Origin of the sequence: Pseudomonas fluorescens (assembly GCF_004683905.1) — a bacterium.
In the GTDB taxonomy this organism is placed as follows: domain Bacteria; phylum Pseudomonadota; class Gammaproteobacteria; order Pseudomonadales; family Pseudomonadaceae; genus Aquipseudomonas; species Aquipseudomonas putida_A.
The window spans coordinates 4,151,991-4,176,272 of sequence record NZ_CP038438.1 but is presented as its reverse complement, the minus strand read 5'-3'; the positions used below and the strand labels follow the sequence as shown (position 1 = coordinate 4,176,272).

At 62.7% G+C, this 24,282-nt stretch carries 12 protein-coding genes; 8 read left to right on the top strand and 4 right to left on the bottom strand.

All coding sequences use genetic code 11. The annotated features are described in order from the left end of the window. Positions 1-164: 164 nt before the first annotated feature. From E4T63_RS19145 to E4T63_RS19135, 3 genes are all read left to right on the top strand, one after another. Positions 165-788: a TetR/AcrR family transcriptional regulator gene (locus tag E4T63_RS19145; protein ID WP_027613405.1), complete on the top strand. Its 624-nt coding sequence runs from the start codon at positions 165-167 to the stop codon at positions 786-788. A 92-nt stretch (positions 789-880) separates the two neighbouring features. Continuing rightward, complete coding sequence (locus E4T63_RS19140) at positions 881-1,678, top strand: substrate-binding periplasmic protein (protein ID WP_098964866.1); 798 nt, start codon at positions 881-883, stop codon at positions 1,676-1,678. A gap of 79 nt (positions 1,679-1,757) precedes the next feature. Continuing rightward, a complete protein-coding gene (locus E4T63_RS19135; protein ID WP_135296278.1) occupies positions 1,758-2,771 on the top strand; it encodes a GNAT family N-acetyltransferase in 1,014 nt (337 codons plus the stop codon). A gap of 134 nt (positions 2,772-2,905) precedes the next feature. Here the strand turns inward: E4T63_RS19135 and E4T63_RS19130 are convergent, their stop codons facing one another. Next, entirely contained in the window at positions 2,906-3,460 is a 555-nt protein-coding gene (locus E4T63_RS19130) for an RNA polymerase factor sigma-70 (RefSeq protein WP_134786992.1), read from the bottom strand. Between the two features lie 369 nt (positions 3,461-3,829). Here E4T63_RS19130 and E4T63_RS19125 point away from each other — a divergent pair, with 369 nt between their 5' ends. Beyond that, positions 3,830-16,828 carry a non-ribosomal peptide synthetase gene (locus E4T63_RS19125; protein WP_135296277.1) on the top strand — a complete coding sequence of 4,333 codons (12,999 nt, stop codon included), beginning with the start codon at positions 3,830-3,832 and terminating at the stop codon, positions 16,826-16,828. A gap of 198 nt (positions 16,829-17,026) precedes the next feature. Then, positions 17,027-17,842: an alpha/beta fold hydrolase gene (locus tag E4T63_RS19120; RefSeq protein WP_135296276.1), complete on the top strand. Its 816-nt coding sequence runs from the start codon at positions 17,027-17,029 to the stop codon at positions 17,840-17,842. Between the two features lie 113 nt (positions 17,843-17,955). Here E4T63_RS19120 and dsbG read toward each other — a convergent pair whose 3' ends face one another. Genes dsbG through dsbD form a run of 3 tightly spaced genes read right to left on the bottom strand, consistent with a single transcriptional unit; the run spans position 17,956 to position 21,305 of the window. Then, positions 17,956-18,726, bottom strand: a complete 771-nt coding sequence (gene dsbG, locus E4T63_RS19115; protein ID WP_027613399.1) for a thiol:disulfide interchange protein DsbG — start codon at positions 18,724-18,726, stop codon at positions 17,956-17,958. Then, complete coding sequence (locus tag E4T63_RS19110; RefSeq protein ID WP_027613398.1) at positions 18,702-19,571, bottom strand: TlpA disulfide reductase family protein; 870 nt, start codon at positions 19,569-19,571, stop codon at positions 18,702-18,704. Before E4T63_RS19110 ends, dsbG begins: the two co-directional genes overlap by 25 nt. Then, the gene (gene dsbD / locus E4T63_RS19105; RefSeq protein ID WP_135296275.1) at positions 19,572-21,305 is read right to left on the bottom strand and encodes a protein-disulfide reductase DsbD; all 1,734 of its coding nucleotides are present in this window, start codon (positions 21,303-21,305) and stop codon (positions 19,572-19,574) included. A gap of 153 nt (positions 21,306-21,458) precedes the next feature. Between dsbD and E4T63_RS19100 the strand changes: the two genes are divergently transcribed. The 3 genes from E4T63_RS19100 (at position 21,459) to E4T63_RS19090 (ending at position 24,164) form a co-directional block, all read left to right on the top strand. Further along, positions 21,459-22,139 carry a response regulator gene (locus E4T63_RS19100; RefSeq protein ID WP_096794987.1) on the top strand — a complete coding sequence of 227 codons (681 nt, stop codon included), beginning with the start codon at positions 21,459-21,461 and terminating at the stop codon, positions 22,137-22,139. After that, entirely contained in the window at positions 22,139-23,461 is a 1,323-nt protein-coding gene (locus E4T63_RS19095; RefSeq protein ID WP_049827920.1) for an ATP-binding protein, read from the top strand. The genes E4T63_RS19100 and E4T63_RS19095 overlap by 1 nt, the downstream gene beginning before the upstream one ends. Before the next feature lie 217 nt (positions 23,462-23,678). Then, a complete protein-coding gene (locus E4T63_RS19090; RefSeq protein ID WP_134786987.1) occupies positions 23,679-24,164 on the top strand; it encodes a GNAT family N-acetyltransferase in 486 nt (161 codons plus the stop codon). Positions 24,165-24,282: the final 118 nt, after the last annotated feature.

The window sequence follows — 24,282 nt, the reverse complement described above, 5'->3', positions numbered from 1 at the left end:
ACCTGCGACAGAAGTGTCTGGAGGCTACCAAGCAAGCGCTTGGTTTGTAAACCACTGAAATATCTTCTGCCCAAGCGCTTGCTTGGTTGCGGCCCGCGGCTTAAATTGCGCGCAACCCTGCGTGTTCAGGGGGCAACAGACTGATCGACTGTAGGAGAGAACGGGTGGACGAGCAAAAAGCCCTGAGGGTCATGCGCGAACTGGTCGACCAGGGCCAGTTGACTGACCCCGACAGCGCCCGCGGCAAACTGCTGCAAGTGGCCGCTCACCTGTTCCGCAACAAAGGCTACGAGCGCACCACGGTGCGTGACCTGGCGGGGGCGGTGGGGATCCAGTCCGGGAGCATTTTTCATCACTTCAAGAGCAAGGATGAAATCCTCCGGGCGGTGATGGAAGAAACCATCCGCTACAACACCGCGCTGATGCGCGCCGCGTTGGCCGAAGCCAGTAACGTGCGCGAGCGGGTGCTGGCGCTGATTCGCTGCGAGTTGCAGTCGATCATGGGCGGCAGCGGCGAAGCCATGGCGGTGCTGGTCTATGAATGGCGTTCGCTGTCCGAAGAAGGTCAGGCCCGGGTGCTGGCCCTGCGCGATGTCTATGAAGACCTCTGGTTGCAGGTGCTGGGCGAAGCCAAGGAGGCGGGGTTTATCCGTGGCGATGTATTCATTACCCGACGTTTTCTCACTGGCGCGCTGTCCTGGACCACCACCTGGTTTCGTGCCGGCGGCAGCCTGAGCCTCGATCAGTTGGCCGATGAAGCGCTGATTCTGGTGCTCGAAGAGCGTTAACCCACGTTTCAACAGGTCAGGAAACTGGCTAACTGGGCGAAACCGCCTAGCTTGAATGCATTGATCGGTATTTTTTCGGGGAGTGGGGTGTTTTGAAGTCTTCGCCAATTCGGACGGCCACGGGGCTGGTACTCGTCGCGCTGACGGCATTTTCAGGGCTGCCTGCGCAGGCGGCGCAACTGGTTCGAGTGGGCGCCGCGCACTTTCCGCCTTACACCATCCGCCCGGAAAACGGTGCCGACACCGGTCTGCTGCCGGAATTGGTCGAAGCGCTGAATGCGTTGCAGAAGGAGTATCAGTTTGTCCTGGTACCGACCTCGATTCCCCGGCGTTTCGGTGACTTGAAGGAAGGGCGCACCGACATGGCGATTTTCGAAAACCCGGAGTGGGGCTGGAAGGACATTCCACACACCACGGTCGATATGGGTCTGGAAGATGCCGAGATTTTCGTCGCGCAACGCGAAGAGGGTCGGCAGCAGGATTACTTCTCGGACCTCAAGGGCAAGCGGCTGGCGCTGTACAGCGGTTATCACTACGAGTTCGCCAATTTCAACGCCGACCCCAAATTTCTCGCGGATACGTTCAAGGCCACGTTGACCTATTCCCATGACAGCAACCTGTTGATGGTGCTGCGCGGGCGCGCCGACATCGCCTTGGTCACGCGCTCTTACCTGTTCGACTACCTGAAACGCAACGAAAAGGTGGCCGACAAGTTGCTGGTGTCGCAGCGCATCGATCAGGTTTATCACCATTACTCCATTCTGCGCCCGGCCGCGCCGATCACCGGCGAGGCGTTTGGCAAATTGTTGCAGGAGCTGCGGGACAACGGGCAGATGCTGAAGATTTTCGAGCCATACAAGATCGCTCTGGTACCGGTACCGCAACACTGATTTGACCCCGCCGGCTAAATTTTCCCGTGCGGCTCACGTCCCATCGTTGAACTGTCGACGATTATCGTGAGCCCGACCCATGTCCAATCTGAATGACCTGACTGCCCTGGCCTTGCCTTCGGGCAGTGAACTGGTAGCCGATGCTACTGAAAGCCGTCTGAGCCTGAGCCTGGACGGGCAACCGCTGGTTCGCTTGCGTCTGAATCGTGACGGCACCGGCCCGATTCAGCTCGATGAGCGTTTTGCCCTGCCGCCCGGCCTGGCGTTGTGGGCTGCCTGTTACTGGTTGTTCGCCCGTGAGCCGGAGCGCCAGCAATTGCTCTGGCAGCTGGATCAGCCACCCACCGAAGCCTTGCTCAGCGGCTTGCTGGTCAACACCGAAGTGGCCGGCGAATACCGTTGCGAGCGCACCCTGTTCTGGCAATTGCCGCAGCCATGGCTCGGTACATCGCTGAGCGGCAGCTACCCGCAACAAATGGTGATCAGCCAGGGCAAGCGCCATCCGCAGCGCCCGGTCAAGCCGCGCGGTGAAGTCTATCGACGTTTCGATGCACGCCTCGGGGCGTGGATTTCCCTGCGCACGCTGGAGATCGAGCAGGATCTGGCGCGGTTCAATCGCTGGCAGAACAGTCCGCGAGTCGCCAGCTTCTGGCAGGAGGAGGGCAGTCTTGAGCAGCATCGCGAATACCTGAGCAAGCTCGACGCCGATCCGCACACGCTGACGTTGATCGGCTGTTTCGACGATCAGCCGTTTGCCTATTTCGAAGCCTACTGGGCCAAGGAAGACCGTATCGCGCCGTTCTATGATGTCGACAATTACGACCGTGGCATTCACATGCTGGTGGGGGAAGAGAATCACCGTGGCCCGCACAAGGTCGCGAGCTGGTTGTCGGCGCTGGTGCACTATCTGTTTCTGGATGATCCGCGTACCCAGCGCGTGGTCGCCGAACCGCGTGCCGACAACGCGAAGATGATCGGCCACATGCAGAATCAGTGCTTCCACTGCGAGAAGGAATTCGACTTTCCGCACAAGCGCGCGGCGTTGATGATTCTGGGGCGTGAGCGGTTTTTTGATCGGTGCAAGCTGGCCTGAAGTGACAAGGCCTGGGATCTATTGCGGTTTCAAGTCTGCCTTCGCGAGCAAGCCCGCTCCCACATCGACCTGTGTACGCCGGTCAAATGTGGGTGCGGGCTTGCTCGCGAATGGCTTGACGCCGAATTCAGGGCTTAGCGACGACCCATCGAAGCCGCACCCCCACGACTGCCCGACACCTTGCGGCAGTGCACCAGCGCATCGCGAATCATGAAATTGACCAGGGTTGGCGAGACGCCGAGTTCCTTGGCGATGTCCTTTTGCGGCACGCCGTGCAGACGGTACATCTCGAAGGCGTAGCGGGTGCGGCTGGGCAGTTCGGTCAGCGCGTCGGCGATGTGTTCCAGCGTCGAGAAGTTGATATGCGAGGTTTCCGGCGAAGCGCCCTGAATGACCACATTCAACCCTTCCTCTTCCGGGCCTGAGTACTTCTGTTCCAGCGCCTGTTTGCGGTAGTGATCGATGGCGAGGTTGCGCACGATCTGGAACAGATAACTCAATTGCGCCTTGATCGACGACGTGATCGGCGGGGCCGACTGCAAGCGGAAGAACGCATCCTGCACCACGTCTTCGGCGCGCGAACGGCAGCCGGTAATGCGCGCTGCGATCTTCACCAGAATCAGTCGATTGTCGACGAAGGCCTGAAGTAGCGGTGAATCGCACCTGCTTGTGGATACTTGTTCCGTCATGGAAATCACCTTGCTGCCAATAGGTTAGTGGGACGCCGGGGGACGGGGCCGTCCTACACATCGAGCGACAAATTATGTTGAATGATAATGATTGTCAATTGAGAAAGAGAACTAATGCTCCTTAAAGGTGCGAATCGAGAACTGCGACACACCGCCACACCCCAGCCCCCGTTGGCGATCCAGCCTGCCGACTAATTATTTCAAGACGTCATCCGTTCTCATTGGTGAATGGTTCCGGGTACCGAGCCCCGGCCAGACAGCATTCCGATGCCTTGCGCGGTCGGCACAGACCGCGCCCTGCACGCCCTCGACCGGCGTGACGCAGCAACTCGATTCCACTTAGCAAGCCGAATTCAGGCAGGAAACCTCATGACCGACGCGTTCGAACTCCCCAGCACTCTGGTCCAAGCCCTCCAGCGCCGTGCGGCACAGACGCCGGATCGCCTGGCCCTGCGCTTTCTCGCCGAAACCGAGGAGCAGGGCGTGGTGCTCAGTTACCGCGAACTGGATCAACGCGCGCGGACCATTGCTGCCGCGTTGCAGGCCCAGGCTGAATTCGGTGATCGCGCGGTGCTGCTGTTTCCCAGCGGCGCGGATTACGTCGCGGCGTTTTTCGGTTGTCTGTACGCCGGGGTGATCGCGGTGCCGGCCTATCCGCCGGAATCCGCACGTCGGCATCACCAGGAACGCCTGCTGTCTATCATTGCCGACGCCGAACCGCGTCTGCTGCTGACCAGCGCCGACCTGCGCGATGCCTTGCAGCAAATCGATGGCGCGCCGCCGTTGCTGTGCGTCGATACCCTCGACAACGCCCAGGCCGAGCGCTGGGTCGAACCGACTTTGCCCGCAGACCACATCGCCTTCCTGCAATACACCTCCGGCTCCACCGCGCTGCCCAAAGGCGTGCAGGTCAGCCACGGTAATCTGGTGGCCAACGAGCTGCTGATCCGCCACGGTTTCGGCATCGACGTGAACCCCGACGATGTGATCGTCAGCTGGCTGCCGCTGTACCACGACATGGGCCTGATCGGCGGATTGCTGCAGCCGATTTTCAGCGGTGTGCCGTGCATCCTGATGTCGCCGGCGTACTTCCTCGGTCGCCCGTTGCGCTGGCTTGAAGCGATCAGCCAATACGGCGGCACCATCAGCGGCGGGCCGGATTTCGCCTATCGTTTGTGCAGCGAGCGGGTCAGCGAATCGGCGCTGGAGCGCCTCGACCTGAGCCGCTGGCGCGTGGCCTATTCCGGCTCCGAACCGATCCGTCTCGATACCCTTGAGCGCTTCGCCGAGAAGTTCACCCCGTGCGGCTTCAGCGAAGACAGCTTCATGGCCTCCTATGGTCTGGCCGAGGCGACCCTGTTCGTCGCCGGCACACCGCGTGGCACCGGTATTCCTGCTCTGCGTGTCGATGATCAGGCACTGGCGCAAAATCGCGCTGAACCGGGCAACGGCAGCCCGATCATGAGTTGCGGCATCAGCCAGCCTGAACATGCGGTGCTGATCGTCGATCCGGGCAGCCTGCAAGAACTCAATGACAATGCGGTCGGTGAAGTCTGGGCCGCCGGCCCGAGCATCGCTCACGGCTACTGGCGCAACCCCGAGGCCAGCGCCAAAACCTTCGTTCAGCACGCCGGCCGCACCTGGCTGCGTACGGGCGACCTGGGCTTCATCCGCGACGGTGAACTGTTCATCACCGGGCGCCTGAAAGACATGCTGATCGTGCGCGGTCACAACCTCTATCCGCAGGACATCGAGCAAACCGTCGAGCGTGAAGTGGAAGTGGTGCGCAAAGGTCGCGTCGCGGCATTTGCGGTCACTCAGGACGGTGAAGAAGGCATTGGCATCGCCGCAGAAATCAGCCGCAGCGTGCAAAAAATCCTGCCGCCCGAAGCACTGATCAAAGCCATTCGCCAAGCGGTGGCCGAGGCCTATCAGGAAGCGCCAGGCGTGGTGGTGCTGCTCAATCCGGGCGCGTTGCCGAAGACGTCCAGCGGCAAGCTGCAACGCTCGGCATGCCGCAATCGTCTGGCCGACGGCAGCCTCGACAGCTACGCGGTGTTTCCGTCTGTCGAGGTGCAAAGTACCGAGTCGACCCTGGCGGCTTCCGAGCTGGAAGCCCTGATCGGCAAGATCTGGGCCGAGCAACTCAACCTCAAACAGGTCAACGCCGACGACCACTTCTTCCTGCTCGGCGGCAACTCGATTGCGGCAACTCAGGTGATCGCCAAGGTGCGCGAAGAACTGGGCCTGGAGCTGAACCTGCGCCTGTTGTTCGAAGCACCGACCCTGTCGGCATTCGCCGCTGCCGTGGCGCAGCAGCAACAGGATGGCGGTAACGCCCAAGACGCAATCAACGCCTTGTCGCGCAGCGAAGCACTGCCGCAATCGCTGGCGCAAAACCGACTTTGGATCACCTGGCAACTCGACCCGCACAGCAGCGCCTACAACATCCCCGGCGCCCTGCGTCTGCGTGGCGAACTGGACGAGGATGCGCTGCGCACCAGCTTCCAGCAACTGATCGAACGCCACGAATCGCTGCGCACGCGTTTCTTCGAACGCGACGGTGTGGCGCTGCAACAAGTCGACGCCGCACCTGAATTCAACCTGCAACTGATCGACATCAGCGACCTGCCGGCGCACGAGCGTGAAGCCCGCGCGCAACAGATCCGCGAGGACGAAGCTCGCACCCAGTTCGACCTGGAAAAAGGCCCGCTGCTGTGGGTGACGCTGGTGCGTCTCGACGACGAAGATCACCAGTTGCTGGTGACGCTGCACCACATCATCGCCGACGGCTGGTCGCTGAACGTGCTGATCGACGAATTCTCGCGCCTGTACGCTGCGGCATTCCAAGGCCAGCGCGCCGAACTCGCGCCGCTGCCCACCCAATACGCCGACTACGGCAGTTGGCAGCGCCAGTGGCTGGCGCAAGGCGAGGGCGAGCGGCAACTGGCGTACTGGAAAGCCCGGCTGGGCGACGAACATCCGGTGCTGGAACTGGCCACCGACCACCCGCGTTCAGCCAGACAATTGCACAGCGCCGCGCGCCACAGTGTGCGCCTTGGCGTCAGCCTCAGTGATGCGATCAAGCAGACTGCGCAGGCGCATCAATCGACGCCGTTCATGCTGTTGCTCTCGGCCTTCCAGAGCCTGCTGCACCGTTACAGTGGTCAGCGCGATATCCGCATCGGCATCCCCAACGCCAACCGTCCGCGCCTGGAAACCCAGGGCTTGATCGGGTTCTTCATCAACACCCAGGTGCTGCGTGCCGAGGTTGATTCGCGGCTGTCGTTTGTCGAGTTGCTGGCGCAGACCCGCGAGGCTGCACTGGGTGCTCAGGCCCATCAGGATCTGCCGTTCGAGCAACTGCTCGAAGCGTTCCCGCAGGCCCGTGAACAGGGTCTGTTCCAGGTCATGTTCAACCACCAGCAACGCGACTTGAGTGCGCTCAAGCGCCTGCCGGGCCTGCTCGCCGAAGAACTGCCGTGGCACAGCCGCGAAGCCAAGTTCGACCTGCAACTGCACAGCGAAGAAGATCGCAACGGGCGCCTGACCTTGTCCTTCGACTACGCCGATGAACTGTTCGACGCGGCGACCATCGAGCGTCTGGCCGAACACTTCAGCAATCTGCTGCGCGCCGTCTGCGAGCAACCACAGCAGGCGATTGGCGACCTGCAATTGCTGACTCCATGCGAGCACGAACAGCAACAAGCATGGAGCATCGCCCCGTGCACCCCGGCGCAACACTGGCTGCCGGAACTGCTCAACGAACAGGCGCGGCAAACTCCGGAACGCACCGCGCTGGTGTGGGACGGCGGCAGTCTCGATTTTGCCGAATTGCACGCCCAGGCCAACCGTCTCGCGCATTATCTGCGCGACAAAGGTGTCGGCCCGGATGTGTGCGTGGCGATTGCCGCCGAGCGTTCGTCGCAACTGCTGATCGGCCTGCTGGCGATCATCAAGGCCGGTGGCGCTTATGTGCCGCTGGATCCGGATTATCCGGCCGAGCGCTTGGCTTACATGCTCAGCGACAGCGGCGTCGAACTGCTACTGACCCAGACCGCATTGCTCGATCGCTTGCCGGCCAGTGACGGCGTCAGCGTGATCGCCATGGACGCGCTGCATCTGGAGAACTGGCCGAGCCAGGCACCGGGTCTGCACCTGCACGGCGACAATCTCGCCTACGTGATTTACACCTCCGGCTCCACTGGTCAACCGAAAGGCGTCGGTAACACCCACGCCGCATTGGCCGAACGGCTGCAGTGGATGCAGAACAGCTATCGCCTGAACGACAGCGACGTGTTGATGCAAAAGGCGCCGATCAGTTTCGACGTGTCGGTGTGGGAGTGCTTCTGGCCGCTGATCACTGGCGCGCGTCTGTTGATCGCCGGCCCCGGTGAACACCGCGATCCGCATCGCATCGCGCAGTTGGTTCAGCAGTACGGCGTGACTACGCTGCACTTCGTGCCGCCGCTGCTCGCGCTGTTCATCGATGAGCCGCTGAGCGCCGAATGCACCAGCCTGCGCCGGTTATTCTCCGGCGGTGAAGCGCTGCCGGCGGAACTGCGCAACCGCGTGCTGGCGCAGCTGCCGGCGGTGCAACTGCACAACCGTTACGGCCCGACCGAAACCGCGATCAACGTCACCCACTGGCACTGCACCACGGCCGACGGCGAGCGTTCGCCGATTGGCCGGCCGCTGGGCAATGTGATCTGCCGCGTGCTCGACGCCGATCTCAATCCCGTGCCGGCCGGTGTGCCGGGTGAACTGTGCATCAGCGGCATCGGTCTGGCCCGGGGTTACCTCGGTCGCCCGGCGCTGACGGCCGAGCGCTTTGTAGTCGACCCGTTGGGCGAGCAGGGCGCACGTTTGTACCGCACCGGCGACCGTGCACGTTGGACCTCGGACGGCGTGATCGAATACCTCGGGCGTCTCGATCAGCAGGTCAAACTGCGTGGCTTCCGCGTTGAACCGGAAGAAATCGAGGCGCGGCTGCTGGCCCAGGACGGCGTCGCTCAAGCCGTGGTGCTGGTGCGCGACACCGCAGCCGGCGCGCAACTCATCGGCTACTTCACCGCTGTCGATGCCAGCGAAGATCAGCACGTGCAGATCGCCCGCCTGAAAACCGCGCTGGCCGGCGAACTGCCGGAATACATGGTCCCGGCGCAACTGATGCGCCTGGACGCAATGCCCCTGAGCCCGAGCGGCAAGCTCGACCGTCGCGCCTTGCCCGAGCCGCAGTGGCAAGTGCGTGAGCATATCGAACCGGTCACCGAGCTGGAACAACAGATCGCCGCGATCTGGCGCGAAGTGCTGGGTCTGCCACGGATCGGTCTGCGCGACGACTTCTTCGCCCTCGGCGGGCACTCGTTGCTGGCCACGCAAATCATCTCGCGCAGCCGGCAGGCCTGTGACGTCGAGTTGCCGTTACGCGCGTTGTTCGAGCACAGCGAACTCGGTGACTTCGCCGAGCAGATCCGCCTGATCCAGGCCAGCGGCCAGACCAACCAGCAGCCGCCGATTGCCAAAGTCGATCGCCGCCAAGTCGTGCCGCTGTCGTACTCGCAACAACGCATGTGGTTCCTCTGGCAGATGGAGCCGGACAGCCCGGCGTACAACGTCGGCGGCATGGCGCGCCTGCGCGGCGTGTTGCACGTCGAGCATTTCGAGGCGGCCTTGCAGGCGCTGATCCTGCGCCACGAAACCCTGCGCACTACGTTCCCGAGCGTCGATGGCGTGGCCCGTCAACAGGTGCATGCCGAGACCAGCGTGCGCATGGGCTGGAAGGATTTCTCGAAACTGCCGGCTGACCAGCGTGAGCAGCAGGTCCAGCAACTGGCCGATGACGAGGCGCATCTGCCGTTCGATCTGGAAAGCGGTCCGCTGCTGCGCGCCTGTCTGGTGAAGACCGCCGAGCACGAACACTACTTCGTGCTGACCCTGCACCACATCGTCACCGAAGGCTGGGCGATGGATATTTTTGCCCGCGAGCTCAGCGCGCTGTACGAAGCCTTTGTCGATGAGCGCGATTCGCCGCTCGAAGCGTTGCCGGTGCAGTACCTCGATTACAGCGTCTGGCAGCGGCAGTGGCTGGAGTCCGGTGAACGTCAGCGCCAGCTCGACTACTGGACCGCGCAACTCGGTCGCGAACATCCGTTGCTGGAACTGCCCGGCGACCGTCCGCGGCCACCGGTGCAAAGCCATCAGGGCGAACTGTTCCGTTTCGATCTGAGCGACGATCTCGCCGCTCGCGTCCGCGCGTTCAATGCGCAAAACGGTCTGACCCTGTTCATGACCATGACCGCTGCGCTCGCCACCTTGCTCTACCGCTACAGCGGCCAGACCGACCTGCGCATCGGCGCACCGGTGGCCAACCGTATCCGCCCGGAAAGCGAAGGGCTGATCGGCGCCTTCCTCAACACCCAGGTGCTGCGTTGCCAGCTCGACGGCCAGATGTCGGTCGGCGAATTGTTCGAGCAAGTGCGCCACACGGTGATCGAAGGCCAGTCCCATCAGGATCTGCCGTTCGATCATCTGGTTGAAGCGCTGCAACCTCCACGCAGCGCGGCGTACAACCCGTTGTTCCAGGTGATGTGCAACGTGCAGCGCTGGGAATTCCAGCAGAGCCGCATGCTCGCTGGGATGACCGTCGAGTACCTGGCCAACGATGCGCGGGCGACCAAGTTCGACCTCAACCTGGAAGTCACCGACCTCGACCATCGCCTCGGTTGCTGCCTGACCTACAGCACCGATCTGTTCGACGAACCGACCATTGCACGCATGGCCCAGCATTGGCGCAACCTGCTGGAAGCGCTGATCGCCGACCCGCAACAGCGTTTGAGCCAGTTGCCGCTGCTCGACCCGACTGAACAACAGCAGCTGCTCGAAAGCCTCGGTGTTGAACCGGGCGAACGTCGTCTCGATCAGTGCATCCATCATCTGTTCGCCGAGCAGGCGCTGGCGCGCAAAGATGCCCCGGCCCTGACCTTCGCCGGGCAGACCCTGAGCTACGCCGAACTCGACGCTCGCGCCAATCGCCTGGCCTGGGCCCTGCGCGAGCGTGGGGTCGGCCCGCAGGTGCGGGTCGGTCTGGCGCTGGAGCGCTCGCTGGAAATGGTCGTCGGCCTGCTGGCGATTCTCAAGGCCGGTGGCGCCTATGTGCCGCTGGACCCGGAATACCCGCTCGATCGCCTGCACTACATGATCGAAGACAGCCGCATCGGTCTGCTGCTCAGCGACCGCGCGATGTTCAAAGCGCTTGGCGCTCTGCCGTCGAACGTGGCGCGCTGGTGCCTGGAAGACGACTGCGCGGCGCTGGCGGATTACCCGGCCACTGAGCTGCCCTTTATCAGCCTGCCGCAGCATCAGGCGTACCTGATCTACACCTCGGGTTCGACCGGCAAGCCGAAAGGCGTGGTGGTGTCCCACGGTGAAATCGCCATGCATTGCCAGGCCGTGATCGAACGTTTCGGCATGCGTCCGGACGACTGCGAACTGCACTTCTATTCGATCAACTTCGACGCCGCCACCGAGCGTCTGCTGGTGCCGTTGCTCAGCGGCGCGCACGTGGTGCTGCGAGCGCAAGGGCAGTGGGATGCGGAAGAAATCTGCGGGTTGATCCGCACCCATCGGATCAATGTGCTCGGCTTCACCCCGAGCTACGGCAGCCAGCTGGCGCAGTTCCTCGCCACGCAGAATGAAACTCTGCCGGTGCGGATGATCATCACCGGCGGCGAAGCGCTGACTGGCGAGCACCTGCAACGGATTCGCGCCGCGTTCAAACCGAGCCTGTTCTTCAACGCCTATGGCCCGACTGAAACGGTGGTCATGCCGCTCGCCAGTCTCGCCCCGGAAGTGCTGGAAGAGGGCGCCGGCAGCGTGCCGATCGGCAGCGTGATCGGTGACCGCGTGGCGTACATTCTCGATGCCGATCTGGCGTTGGTGCCGCAAGGCGCGACCGGTGAATTGTTCGTCGGCGGCGCCGGTCTGGCCCAGGGTTATCACGACCGTCCGGGCATCAGCGCCGAGCGTTTCGTGGCCGACCCGTTTGCCGCCGATGGCGGGCGCATGTACCGCACCGGCGATCTGGTGCGCCAGCGCGCCGATGGTCTGGTGGAATACCTGGGCCGGATCGACCATCAGGTGAAAATCCGTGGTTTCCGTATCGAGCTGGGCGAAATCGAAACCCGTCTGCTCGATCACCACTCGATCCGCGAAGCGGTGGTGCTGGCGCTGGATGCGCCGAGCGGCAAGCAACTGGTGGGCTACCTGGTCAGCGAAGTTGCCGAGCAAGGCGAAGCGCAACAGGCCGAACTGCGTGAAGCACTGAAGTCACACCTCAAGGCGCAACTGCCGGATTACATGGTGCCAACGCATCTGATCCTGCTGGCGAGCATGCCGCTGACCGCCAACGGCAAACTCGACCGCCGCGCCTTGCCGGCGCCGGATCCTGAGTTGAACCGTCAGCACTACGTCGCCCCGAGCAATGAGCTGGAGCAGACCCTGGCGCAGATCTGGTGCGAGGTGCTCAACGTCGAGCAGGTCGGGCTCAACGATAACTTCTTCGAACTCGGCGGCGACTCGATCCTGTCGATTCAGGTGGTCAGTCGTGCGCGACAGCAGGGCATTCATTTCAGTCCACGTGATCTGTTCCAGCATCAGACGGTGCAGACTCTGGCTGCGGTCGCCAGCCGTAGCGAGCAGGTGACTGCCGAGCAGGGACTGGTGCTCGGTGAGTCGGCCATGACGCCGATTCAACACTGGTTCTTCGACACTGATATTCCTGAGCGTCAGCACTGGAACCAGGCGCTGCTGCTGGAGCCGAGCGTGGCGCTGGAACCGCATCGTCTTGAGCAGGCGCTACTGGCGGTGATCGAGCAGCACGATGCTTTGCGTCTGCGCTTCACTCAGGTCAACGATCAATGGCAGGTCACGCATCAACCGGTATCCGACGTCGAGGTGTTGTGGCAGGTGCGGGTGGCGGCGATGGACCAGTGCGCAGCGCTGTTCGCCGATGCCCAGCGCAGTCTCGATCTGCAAAACGGCCCGCTGCTGCGCGCCTTGCTGGTCGATGGTCGCGAAGGGCAGCAACGGCTGTTCATTGCGATTCATCACCTGGTGGTCGACGGTGTGTCGTGGCGCGTTTTGCTCGACGATCTGCAAACCGTGTATCGCCAGCTCGAAGCCGAACAGTCGGTGAAACTGCCGGCGAAAACCAGTGCCTTCAAAGACTGGGCGGCACGTTTGCAGGCCTATGCCGGCAGCGAATCGTTGCGTGAAGAACTGAACTGGTGGCAAACCCAACTGGCCGGATCGAACGCCGATCTGCCGTGCGAAAACCCGCAGGGCGGACAACAGAATCGTCACGCGCAAACCGTCAGCGTGCGCCTTGATGCCGAGCGTACCCAACAACTGCTGCAACAGGCACCGCGGGCCTACCGCACGCAGGTCAATGACCTGTTGTTGACGGCGCTGGCCCGCGTGCTGTGCCGCTGGAGCGGGCAGCCGTCGGCACTGATTCAACTGGAGGGCCACGGCCGCGAAACCCTGTTCGACGAGATCGACCTGACCCGCACCGTCGGCTGGTTCACCAGCGCCTATCCATTACGCCTGACCCCGCACAACATCGAAGAGGCCGCCGGACAGGGCGCTTCGATCAAGGCGATCAAGGAGCAACTGCGCGCCGTGCCGCACAAAGGCCTCGGTTATGGCGTGTTGCGTTATCTGGCCGATGACCTCAGTCAGCGCAGCATGGCGGCGTTGCCGAATGCTCCGGTGACCTTCAACTACCTCGGCCAGTTCGACCAGAGTTTCGCCAGCGATGCGCTGTTCCGTCCGTTGGACGAGCCGGTCGGTGCGGCCCACGATCCGCAGGCGCCGTTGCCCAACGAGTTGAGCATCGACAGTCAGGTGTATGGCGGCGAACTGCTGCTGCGCTGGACTTTCAGCGCCGAGCGCCATGAGAGGCAAACCATCAACGATCTGGCCGACGCTTACCTCGGCGAGCTGCAAAGCCTGATCGAACATTGCCTGCAAGACACGGCCGGTGGCCTGACGCCGTCGGACTTCCCGCTGGCGAAACTGACCCAGGCGCAACTCGATGCACTGCCGGTGCCGGCGGCGCACATCGAAGACGTCTACCCGCTGACGCCGATGCAGGAAGGCATGCTGCTGCACACCTTGCTCGAACCGGGCACCGGTCTGTACTACATGCAGGATCGCTACCGGATCAACAGCGAGCTCGATCCCGAGCGTTTCGCCCAGGCCTGGCAAGCGGTGGTCGCTCGTCATGAAGCGCTGCGTGCGTCGTTCTGCTGGAACGTCGGCGAGGACATGCTGCAAGTGATCCACACCCCGGGTCGTACGCCGATCGAGTACCTGGACTGGAGCGCCATCGCCGAGGACGAGCAAGAACCGAAGCTGCAAGCGCTGCTGAAAAGCGAGCGCGAGGCCGGATTCGATCTGCTCAATCAGGCACCGTTCCACCTGCGCCTGATCAAGGTCGGTGCGGCGCGTTACTGGTTCATGATGAGTAACCACCACATCCTCATCGATGCCTGGTGCCGTTCGTTGCTGATGAACGATTTCTTCGAGATCTACACCGCCCTCGGTGAAGGTCGCGAAGCACAGTTGTCGGTGCCGCCGCGTTACCGCGACTACATCGGCTGGCTGCAACGCCAGAGCCTGGCCGAGGCACGTCAGTGGTGGCAGCAGAACCTGCAAGGTTTCGAACGCACCACGCCGATCCCGAGCGACCGACCGTTCCTACGCGAACACGCCGGCGAAAGCGGCGGCATGATCGTCGGTGACCGCTACACCCGTCTCAACGTTGAAGATGGCGTCCGGCTGCGCGAGCTGGCCCAGGCTCATCAACTGACCATCAACACCTTCGCTCAAGCGGCATGGGCCTTGGTGCTGCGCCGCCTGAGCGGTGATCGCGACGTGCTGTTCGGCGTAACCGTGGCCGGGCGCCCGGTGGAAATGCCGGAAATGCAGCGCACCGTCGGCCTGTTCATCAACAGCATCGCGCTGCGGGTGAAAATGCCTGAGGACGATCAGCGCAGCAGCGTGCGGCAGTGGTTGAGCGGGCTGCTCGACAGCAACATGCAACTGCGCGAGTACGAATACCTGCCGCTGGTGAACATCCAGGAACAGAGCGAATTGCCGAAAGGCCAGCCGCTGTTTGACAGTCTGTTCGTGTTCGAGAACGCGCCGGTGGAAGTCTCGGTGCTGGACCGTGCGCAGAGCCTCAACGCGACTTCTGACTCCGGTCGAACCCACACCAACTTCCCGCTGACGGCGGTGTGCTACCCGGGCGATGACCTCGGCCTGCATCTGTCGTATGACCAGCGTTACTTCGACGAGTCGACCATCGAGCGCATGCTCGGTGAGTTCAAGCGCCTGCTGCTGGCACTGGTCGATGGTTTCCACGGTGATATGGCTGATCTGCCGCTGCTGGGGGCCGAGGAGCAGGACTTTCTGCTGCACGGCTGCAACCAGAGCGCGCACGATTATCCGCTGGAGCACAGCTACGTGGCACTGTTAGAAGCGCAGGTCGCGGCGCATCCGCAGCGCATCGCCGCCACTTGCCTCGATCAGCAACTGAGCTATGCCGAGCTCAACCTCAACGCCAACCGCCTCGGCCATGCACTGGTCGCCGCCGGGGTGCAGTTGGATCAACCGGTAGCGTTGCTGGCCGAACGTAATCTGGATCTTTTGGGGATGATCATCGGCAGCTTCAAGGCCGGTGCCGGTTACCTGCCGCTGGATCCGGGCCTGCCGAGCCAGCGTCTGCAACGCATCATCGAACTGAGCCGCACGCCAGTGCTGGTGTGCAGCGAAGCCTGCCGCGAACAGGCGCAGACTTTGCTCGATGAGTTCAGCTGCGCCAACCGTCCACGGCTGTTGGTCTGGGAGGAGATTCAGGCTGCTGCGACTAGCGCCGAAAACCTCGGTATCCACAGCGGTCCGGACAACCTGGCCTACGTGATCTACACCTCGGGTTCGACCGGTCTGCCGAAAGGCGTGATGATCGAGCAGCGCGGCATGCTCAACAACCAATTGAGCAAAGTGCCGTACCTGCAACTGACGGACGCCGACGTGATCGCGCAGACCGCATCGCAAAGCTTCGACATTTCGGTCTGGCAGTTCCTCGCCGCGCCGCTGTTCGGGGCGCGGGTGGACATTGTGCCGAACACTATCGCTCACGATCCGCAGGGGTTGCTGATGCATGTGCAGGCGCAGGGGATCACCGTGCTCGAGAGCGTGCCGTCGTTGATTCAGGGCATGCTCGCCTCCGAGCGCCTGAGCCTCGACGGTCTGCGCTGGATGCTGCCGACCGGTGAAGCCATGCCGCCGGAACTCGCGCACCAGTGGCTGCTGCGTTATCCGCAGATCGGTCTGGTCAATGCTTATGGCCCGGCGGAATGCTCCGATGACGTGGCGTTCTTCCGTGTGGACATGGCTTCGACTCACGGCAGCTATTTGCCGATCGGTACGCCGACCGACAACAACTTGCTGTATCTGGTCGATGGCGCGCTGGAACTGGTGCCGCTGGGCGCGGTGGGTGAGTTGTGCGTGGCCGGGACCGGTGTCGGTCGCGGTTACGTCAGCGATCCGCTGCGCACCGCGCCGGTATTTGTGCCGAACCCGTTCGGCGCGCCGGGCGAGCGTCTGTATCGCACCGGTGACCTCGCGCGGCGGCGCAGTGACGGGGTGCTGGAGTACGTTGGCCGGGTCGACCATCAGGTGAAGATTCGCGGTTACCGGATCGAACTGGGTGAAATCGAAGCGCGTCTGCACGAACAGCCGGAAGTCCGCGATGCGGCGGTCGGCGTGCAGGAAGGCGTGAATGGCAAGCACTTGGTCGGTTATCTGGTCGCGGCGGATTCGGCGCTCAACCCGAGCGAACGTCTGGAGCGGATCAAGCAACGCCTGCGTAGCGAACTGCCGGAATACATGGTGCCGCTGCACTGGTTGTGGCTCGATCAGCTGCCGCACAACGCCAACGGTAAACTCGACCGCAAGGCCTTGCCGGCCCTGGAAATCGGCCAGTTGCAGAGTCAGGATTACCTGGCCCCGCGCAACGAGCTGGAGCAGACCCTGGCCGACATCTGGGCCGAAGTGCTCAAGGTCGACAAGGTCGGGGTGCGCGACAACTTCTTCGAGCTGGGCGGGCATTCGTTGCTGGCCACGCAGATCGCCTCGCGGGTGCAGAAAACCCTGCAACGCGATGTGCCGCTGCGGGCGATGTTCGAGTGCAGCACGGTGCAGGAACTGGCCGAGTACATCGAAGGCCTGGCGGCGAGTGACATGACCGAGGACAAGGTGGATCGCTTGAATGATCTGATGGCGGAGCTGGAAGGGCTTTGATTCTCTAGTGCCGGCACTGGCCCTTTCGCGAGCAAGCTCGCTCCCACATTTAGTACTGTGTACGCAGAACCAATGTGGGAGCGAGCTTGCTCGCGAAGGCGTCAGTAGCATCAACACACACCGCATCATTTCCCAGGTTGACGATCGACAACCGGCAGCTCAGTCTGCCGGTTCTCTTTTTTGTCTCGGGGGTGGTCGATGCCTTTCTTCACGGTTGACGGACAAGCGCTGCACTACATTGATCAAGGCACCGGCCCGGCCGTGTTGCTGGCGGGCAGTTATCTGTGGGACACGGCCATGTGGGCGCCGCAGATCGCTGCATTGTCGCCGCACTATCGGGTGATTGCCCTGGACCTGTGGGGCCACGGCGAATCCGGGCGCTTGCCGCCAGGCACCACCTCACTGGATGACATCGCGCGGCAGGTCGAGGCCTTGCTCGATCACCTGCAGATCGAACGGGTCACGCTGGCGGGGCTATCGGTCGGCGGCATGTGGGGCGTGCGGCTGGCGTTGTCGGCACCGCAGCGGATCAACGGTCTGGTACTGCTCGACACCTACGTCGGCGTCGAGCCTGAGCCAACCCGTCAGTACTATTTCTCGCTGTTCAAGCAGATCGAGGAAAGCGGCGAGATTGCGCCTCAGTTGCTCGACATCGTGGTGCCGATCTTCTTCCGCCCGGGCATCGATCCGCAGTCGGCGCTGTATCAGGACTTCCGCGCCAAACTGGCGGCCTACACCGCGGATCGCCTGCGCGAAAGCATCGTGCCGATGGGGCGTATCACCTTCAGTCGTGATGATCTGTTGCCGCGCCTGGGCGAACTGAATGCCGCGACCACCCTGGTGCTGTGCGGCGATCAGGACAAACCGCGACCGCCGTCGGAGGCACAGGAAATGGCTGAATTGATCGGTTGCCCGTGGGTACTGGTGCCGGAAGCGGGGCATATCTCCAGTCTGGAGAATCCGCAGTTTGTGAGCGAGGTGTTGTTTACTTTTTTGGCTGAGCGCAACCGCTAAACCGTGTCATCGTTCTTTTCGCGAGCAAGCCCGCTCCCACAGTGACCGCGGTGATCCCTGTGGGAGCGGGCTTGCTCGCGAAGAGGCCCGATCAGGCAATAAAGAAGCCGGACTCACTTTGGCCCGAGAATTTTCGCCAGTTTCTCCGGCGAAGGCGCGCCTTGCTGCTGTTGCAGCTCGCCCTTGTCATCCATGTAGAAAATCGCCGGTGTCGCCTGCAGTTCCAGGTCTTCCATCAACTGCATGTTGGCGGCCAGTTTGGTCTGCACCGCTTTTGGAATGTCTTTCAATGGTTTGAGGGTGCTGGCCTTGCCGGCCTTTTCGTGATCTTCCAGGGCCTTGGCCGGATCTTTCGCCGCCAGCAGCGCGGCGGATTTCGCCGGGCTGTCTTCGCGGATGATCCCGACCATGATGTGCCGCAGCTGCACCTTGCCGGCCTTGACCCATGGTCGCGCCTGTTCCCAGAACATGTTGCAGTACGGACAGTTGGGATCGCTGAACAGATACACGGTGCGCGGCGCGTCCTTGTTGCCGTCCTGAATCCAGTTGCTGGCTTCGAACTTGCCCCAGATTTCCTTGGCCATCGGCGCATAGACCAGTTTCTGCAACGGCTCGCTGCTCAGATCCTTGCCGTCGGCGTCGTACAGATTGCCGAGCAACACGTGTTTCCCGTCTGGCGTCAGGTACAGCGCCATGCCACGGTTCTGGTACTGCGCCGCATAACCACGCAAGCCGTCCGGGGCGTCGAACTGGCCGACGATTTTTGCGCCCTTGGCTTCGATCTGCTTGATCGCGGCGGGCAATTCTTCGGCGGCCTGCACCGACGGCAGGTGCAGCAGGGCAGTGCCCAGAGTCAGCGTCAGCAGGTGGCGGAGGCGGGGCATGGCAGTTTCCTTGCAGAGGTGGCCGGTGCGGCGGTTGGATTCGGGATGTCGAAATTTTCCAGGGCGCGGGCCAGGCTGGCGTTCGACAGTTCGCCCAGATGACTGCTCAGCAAGCGACCGTCAGGGCTATAGAACAGCGTAGTCGGCAACGCCATGGAGCCCACGGCCTGACCCAGTCGACCGCTGCGGTCGAACAGCACGTTGTTCAGGCTCAGGCCCTGGGTTTCCAGGAAGGTGGCAACGCTTTGCATGCTTTCGGCCTGATTGACGAACAGAAAGGTCAGGTCCGGGCGTTGTTGTTGAGCGTTTTCCAGCACCGGCATCTCGCGCCGGCAGGGCGGGCACCAGGTTGCCCAGAGGTTGATCACCAATGGACCGCCCTGATAGTCGCTGAGCTGGATGGTCTCGCCTGCGGCGTTGCGCAGGGTGATTTCCGGCAGGCGCGTGCCTTGTTCGTAGATGTTCAGTGACAGGGTCGCCAACAACCAGAACAGCACGCCGCTGGCCACGCCAAAACCCAATGGCCGACGCAGGCCCGGGCGGCGCCAGCCGCGATAGAGAGCGGTGAGCAGCAGCACGATCACCCCCGGCCAGGCGAGGAATCCACCATCGCGCAGGTCGATGATCTGCCACGGATCGTTGCGATAGTGGCCCCAGTACAGGGCGACAAACGCCACGCGTGCCGCGAGCATGCCCAGCAGAAACAGGCTGAACAGCGCCGACTCGGGGTTATCGCCGCCACGCTTGGCCACCCGCCAGCCGACAAAGGTCGCCAGCGCCAGGGCACTGATCAGCAGCAGGTGGTTAAGCGCGATGGCAAAGGTGCCGAGGGTGAACGTCAGCATTTAATTGGCGTCTCGGGTGGTGGTCCAGCGTTGCAGGAACGTCTCGGCATCCACCTCACCGGTGATGCGCTGGCTACGTCGTTCTTCGCCGTCGGTGCCGATCCAGACAAAACTCGGTGGCCCCGGGACTTTGTAGCGGCCGAGCAGCTCGCGGCTGGCGGCATTGTCGGCAGTGACGTCGAGGCGCAGCAGGCGCACATCGCTGAGTGCCTGCATGACCTTGTCCTTGCCGAACACCTGTTTTTCCATGACTTTGCACGACACGCACCAGTCGGCGTAGTAATCGAGCAGCACCCACTGGCCTTGAGCCTTGGCGCTATCCAGTTCGCGCTGCAGGGCGGCCGGATCCTTGATCGTGGTGAACGCGTCATGCCCGCTCGGCGTAGCGCTGGCGGCCCGGCCGGCGCTGTACACCTGCAATGGCTGATACGGGTCGTCACTGCCACCGGCAGCGCCGATCAGCAACAGGCTGCCCCACAGACCGAGCAGCAACGAACTGGCGCCGAACACCTGGGCAACCCGGCCGAAGCCGTCCGATTGCTTCCAGGCACAGAACGCGGCGATCAGCAGCAGCGCGCCACACAGGCCCAGCCACAGCGACGAGTCCAGCACTGGGCGCAGCATCAGCAGCGCGGTCGCGAGGAACAGGAAACCGAAGATGCCCTTGAGCAGGTTCATCCACGCGCCAGGCTTTGGCAGGAAGCGATTGCCGACGGTCACCAACAGCAACAGCGGCACCCCGATACCGATGCCCAACGCGAACAGAATCAAGCCACCGTGCAGCGCATTGCCGCTCTGCGCGATGTACAGCAAAGCGCCGGCCAGTGGCGCGGTCATGCACGGGCCGACCAGCAGACCGGACAATGCGCCGAGCACCCCGGCACCGATCAGACTGCCGCCATTGCGACTGCGCGAAGCGTGTTCGAGGCGGTCACGCAGGGCCACCGGCAATTGCAATTCGAAAAAGCCAAACATCGGTAGCGCCAGCACCACGAACACTGCTGCAAATGCACCGAGCAGCCATGGATTTTGCAGCCACGCCTGCAGGTTGGCGCCGAGCAGCGCAGCGATCACCCCCATCGCTGCATACACCAGCGCCATGCAGATCACATAGCTGCTGGCCAGGGCGAAACCACGGCGTGGGGTTGCACCGCTGCCGACAATCATGCCCGCCAGAATCGGCAGCATCGGCAACGAACACGGGGTAAACGCCAGCAACAGGCCGAGGCCGAAGAACACCAGCAGGCTCCAGCCCAGCGCCCGTTGTTGCAGGCTGCTGGCCAGGGCCTGATCCGGTGCTTCGGCACTGGCCGTTGGCGTCGCTTTGCCGCCCAGATCGATGACCCGGGTCTGCGGCGGATAACACAGGCCGGCATCGGCGCAGCCCTGATAACTGACCTTGATCTGACCGCTGGCCGAGGCCGGAATTTTTACCTCCAAGCCCTGGCGATACACCGGTTGTTCACCGAAGAACTCGTCACTGTGCGACTCGCCCTCGGGCAGCGCCGGCTGCTGCTCGGCCGCCAAACCGTCGAATTTCAGGCGTTTCTGGTACAGGTAATAGCCGTCGGTGATTTGCCAGAACAGCTGGGTTTCCCCGGACTCAAGGCGTTCGGAGGTGAGCACGAAGGCTTTGTCGACCGGCAGAAACTCCGGTTTGGTCTCGAATGGGTTGTTTCCCGCCTGGGCCAGGCCGGAGATCAGCAGTGCAAACAAAAGAAAAAAATGACGCATGGAGGAGCCTTGTCCCTGTGCAAGTGTGGGCACAATGGTGGATGGCGATTAACCGATGATTAACCGTCACGCCCTTGTCGCTGTGGCGTTGGGCGCCATAATGTCAGCTTAATCGGCCAACGGCCTAATCGGCTTTTTTCTACGGGACGGATCATGCACGTACTGGTTTGCGAAGACGATGAACTGATCGCCAGCGGTATCGTTGCCGGTCTCACGGCGCAGGGCCTGACGGTCGAGCACGTCAACACCGCCTCGAAAGCACGGGCGATGCTCAAAGTTGCCGAATTCGACGTGATGGTGCTCGATCTCGGCCTGCCCGACGAAGATGGCCTCAAGTTGCTGCAACAACTGCGTCAGCAGGGCCTGGAAATTCCGGTGCTGATCCTGACCGCACGCGACTCGGTGACCGACCGGGTCGATGGCTTGCAGGCCGGGGCTGACGATTACCTGCTCAAACCCTTCGATCTGCGGGAATTGTTCGCCCGTCTGCAAACCCTCCTGCGCCGGGTCGCCGGGCGCAGCGTCAACCTGATCGAACACGGCGCACTGACCTACGATCCAAGCAGCCGCGAAACCATGTTGGCCGGGCAACCGGTGGACTTGTCGCGCCGCGAGCAATCGCTGTTGCAGGCGCTGCTGCACAACCGTGGCCGAGTGCTGTCCACCGAGCAGTTGAAGGACAGCGTCTACGGCTTCAATGACGAGCTGGAGAGCAACGCGCTGAACGTGCATATCCATCACCTGCGCAGCAAACTCGGCAAGGGCATCGTCGAAACCGTGCGCGGTCTGGGCTATCGCCTTGGGCCGGCCGATGGTGGAGAGCAGCAGAAGTGATGAGTCTGCGTCTGCGCCTGAGTCTGACCCTCGGCGCCGCGTTCGCCCTGATCTGGGCACTGGCTGCGGCCTGGATGCTCAGCGACTTGCGCAATCAGATGATGTTTTCCCTCGACCAGCGGCTGGTAGCCTCGGCGCGCATGGTCGCCGGGCTGCTGGAGCAATTGCCGGCGCTGCCGAGCAAGGGCGAGGGCACCCATTTCAGTGCCGAACAACTGAACATTCCCGGCGGCATGGCCTGTCAGGTCAGTTCGTTGCGCGGGGAAATTCTGGCCCGTAGTCACAGCAGTCCCGAGCAAACCCTGGAAGCGGAAAAAATGGGCTTCCACGATCAGATGATCGATGGCGCGCCGTGGCGCAGTTTCACTCTCGCGCGGGGGGATGTGCGGATCACCACGGCCGATCGGCAGATCGAACGCGAAGCGCTGAACATGTCGATCCTGCTGGCGGCCTCGGTGCCGGTGGGCGTGGCGTTGCTCGGTTGCCTGTGCCTGTTGTGGCTGGGCATCGGCCAGGGGCTGGCGCCGCTCAATCGGCTGCGCGAAGCACTGATGCGACGTAATGCCGACTCGCTTGAGCCGCTGCAATTGCAATCGTTTCCCAGCGAACTGAAACCGTTGCTCGATACGCAGAACCAGCTGTTCCAGCGCATCGGCAAGACCATCGAGCGCGAACGCCGCCTGACCGGTGATGCCGCCCACGAACTGCGCAGCCCGCTGACGGCGATCAAGACCCACCTGCAAGTGGCACGCATGACCGAAGGCAGTGCCCGCGATCAGTCGCTGGCAAGGGCCGAAGAGGGCGCCGACCGCATGCACCGCACCCTTGAGCAACTGCTGTTGCTGGCGCGGGTCGAGGGCAGTCTGTCGTTCGATGACGGCGTGCAGTGCAGCGCCGAACAGGTGGCGAAACTGGCGATGCAGGATGCGGCTGGTGGCGAGCGTCAGCGCATCAAGCTGCAATTGCCCAAGCAGCTCTCCAGTGCGCCGGTGCAAATGCCGGCGGTGCTGTCGATTGCCGCGTTGCGCAATCTGCTCGACAACGCCCTGCGCCATACCCCGGCGGATGCTGAGGTGGAGCTGAGCCTGGAAACGGTCGGCCAGCGCGCCCGTTTTGTGGTGCGCGACCACGGCCCGGGGATTGCGGCGCAAGATCTGCAGCATCTGACCCAACGCTTCTGGCGCAACGGCCAGAGCACCGGCTGCGGTCTCGGCCTGGCCATCGTGCAAGCCATCGTCCAGCGCTGCGCCTGCACCCTGCATTTCGACAGCCGGCCGGATGGCTTGCGCGTCGAGTTGACCATGCCGCTGCAACCTGTCTGAACCAGCAAAAATCCCCTGTGGGAGCGGGCTTGCTCGCGAAGGCGTCCGGTCAGTCGACAGGTTGCTGACTGGCACGCCGCCTTCGCGAGCAAGCCCGCTCTCACATTAGGGGATCCGTGGTGTGGCACATCAAATGTAACGTCTCTGCGTTGGTGATTCGCCAGCCTCGGCGCTAAGCTCGGGGCTGCTGTGACTCAATGGATTGAGGGAACGCGCCATGGAAGCATCGATCTGCATCTGCCCGGCGAAACCTGCCGACGCCGGCATCATCAGTCGCATCATCGAGCGATCGATTCGCGTCGGTTGTGCGCTCGAACACCGCAACGATCCGCAACTGGTCAGCCGCTGGATCGGCCGACAATCTGCCGACGTCATCAGCGCGCACCTTGCCGACGCGCATTGCTACCTGAATATCGCCTTGTTGCAGGACAAACCGGTGGGTGTCGGCATGGCCACGGCCAGCGGTGAGATAGGTTTTTGTCATGTGCAGCCGGAATGGTTTCGCCGTGGCGCAGGGCGCGCCCTGATGACCGACCTTGAAGGCTGGCTGCGGATTCGTGGTGTGCCGCAGGCGCGCATCGCCAGCACACGTAGCGGCGCGGCTTTTTATCGGCATCTGGGCTACTGCGATGCAGTGCCACGCGCCAGCGATCAGGGCTTGCACCGCGTTACGCTGCACAAGCTGTTGCCATTGTCCGACTGACATCTCGATCAAGGGTCTAAATCCTCGCCCCGCTTAAGCGTTTCCAGAACAGGAAAACCTGCATGTGCGCCCCGCGACCGGAACGCGCACCTGTGCGGTGTGCTGTTTTGGTCACTAT

Coding starts and splice junctions, on each gene's coding strand:
- dsbD (WP_135296275.1), bottom strand. CDS start 21,305: ATGCGTCATTTTTTTCTTTTGTTTGCACTGCTGATCTCCGGCCTGGCC.
- E4T63_RS19090 (WP_134786987.1), top strand. CDS start 23,679: ATGGAAGCATCGATCTGCATCTGCCCGGCGAAACCTGCCGACGCCGGC.
- E4T63_RS19125 (WP_135296277.1), top strand. CDS start 3,830: ATGACCGACGCGTTCGAACTCCCCAGCACTCTGGTCCAAGCCCTCCAG.
- E4T63_RS19135 (WP_135296278.1), top strand. CDS start 1,758: ATGTCCAATCTGAATGACCTGACTGCCCTGGCCTTGCCTTCGGGCAGT.
- E4T63_RS19110 (WP_027613398.1), bottom strand. CDS start 19,571: ATGCTGACGTTCACCCTCGGCACCTTTGCCATCGCGCTTAACCACCTG.
- E4T63_RS19130 (WP_134786992.1), bottom strand. CDS start 3,460: ATGACGGAACAAGTATCCACAAGCAGGTGCGATTCACCGCTACTTCAG.
- E4T63_RS19120 (WP_135296276.1), top strand. CDS start 17,027: ATGCCTTTCTTCACGGTTGACGGACAAGCGCTGCACTACATTGATCAA.
- E4T63_RS19100 (WP_096794987.1), top strand. CDS start 21,459: ATGCACGTACTGGTTTGCGAAGACGATGAACTGATCGCCAGCGGTATC.
- E4T63_RS19095 (WP_049827920.1), top strand. CDS start 22,139: ATGAGTCTGCGTCTGCGCCTGAGTCTGACCCTCGGCGCCGCGTTCGCC.
- dsbG (WP_027613399.1), bottom strand. CDS start 18,726: ATGCCCCGCCTCCGCCACCTGCTGACGCTGACTCTGGGCACTGCCCTG.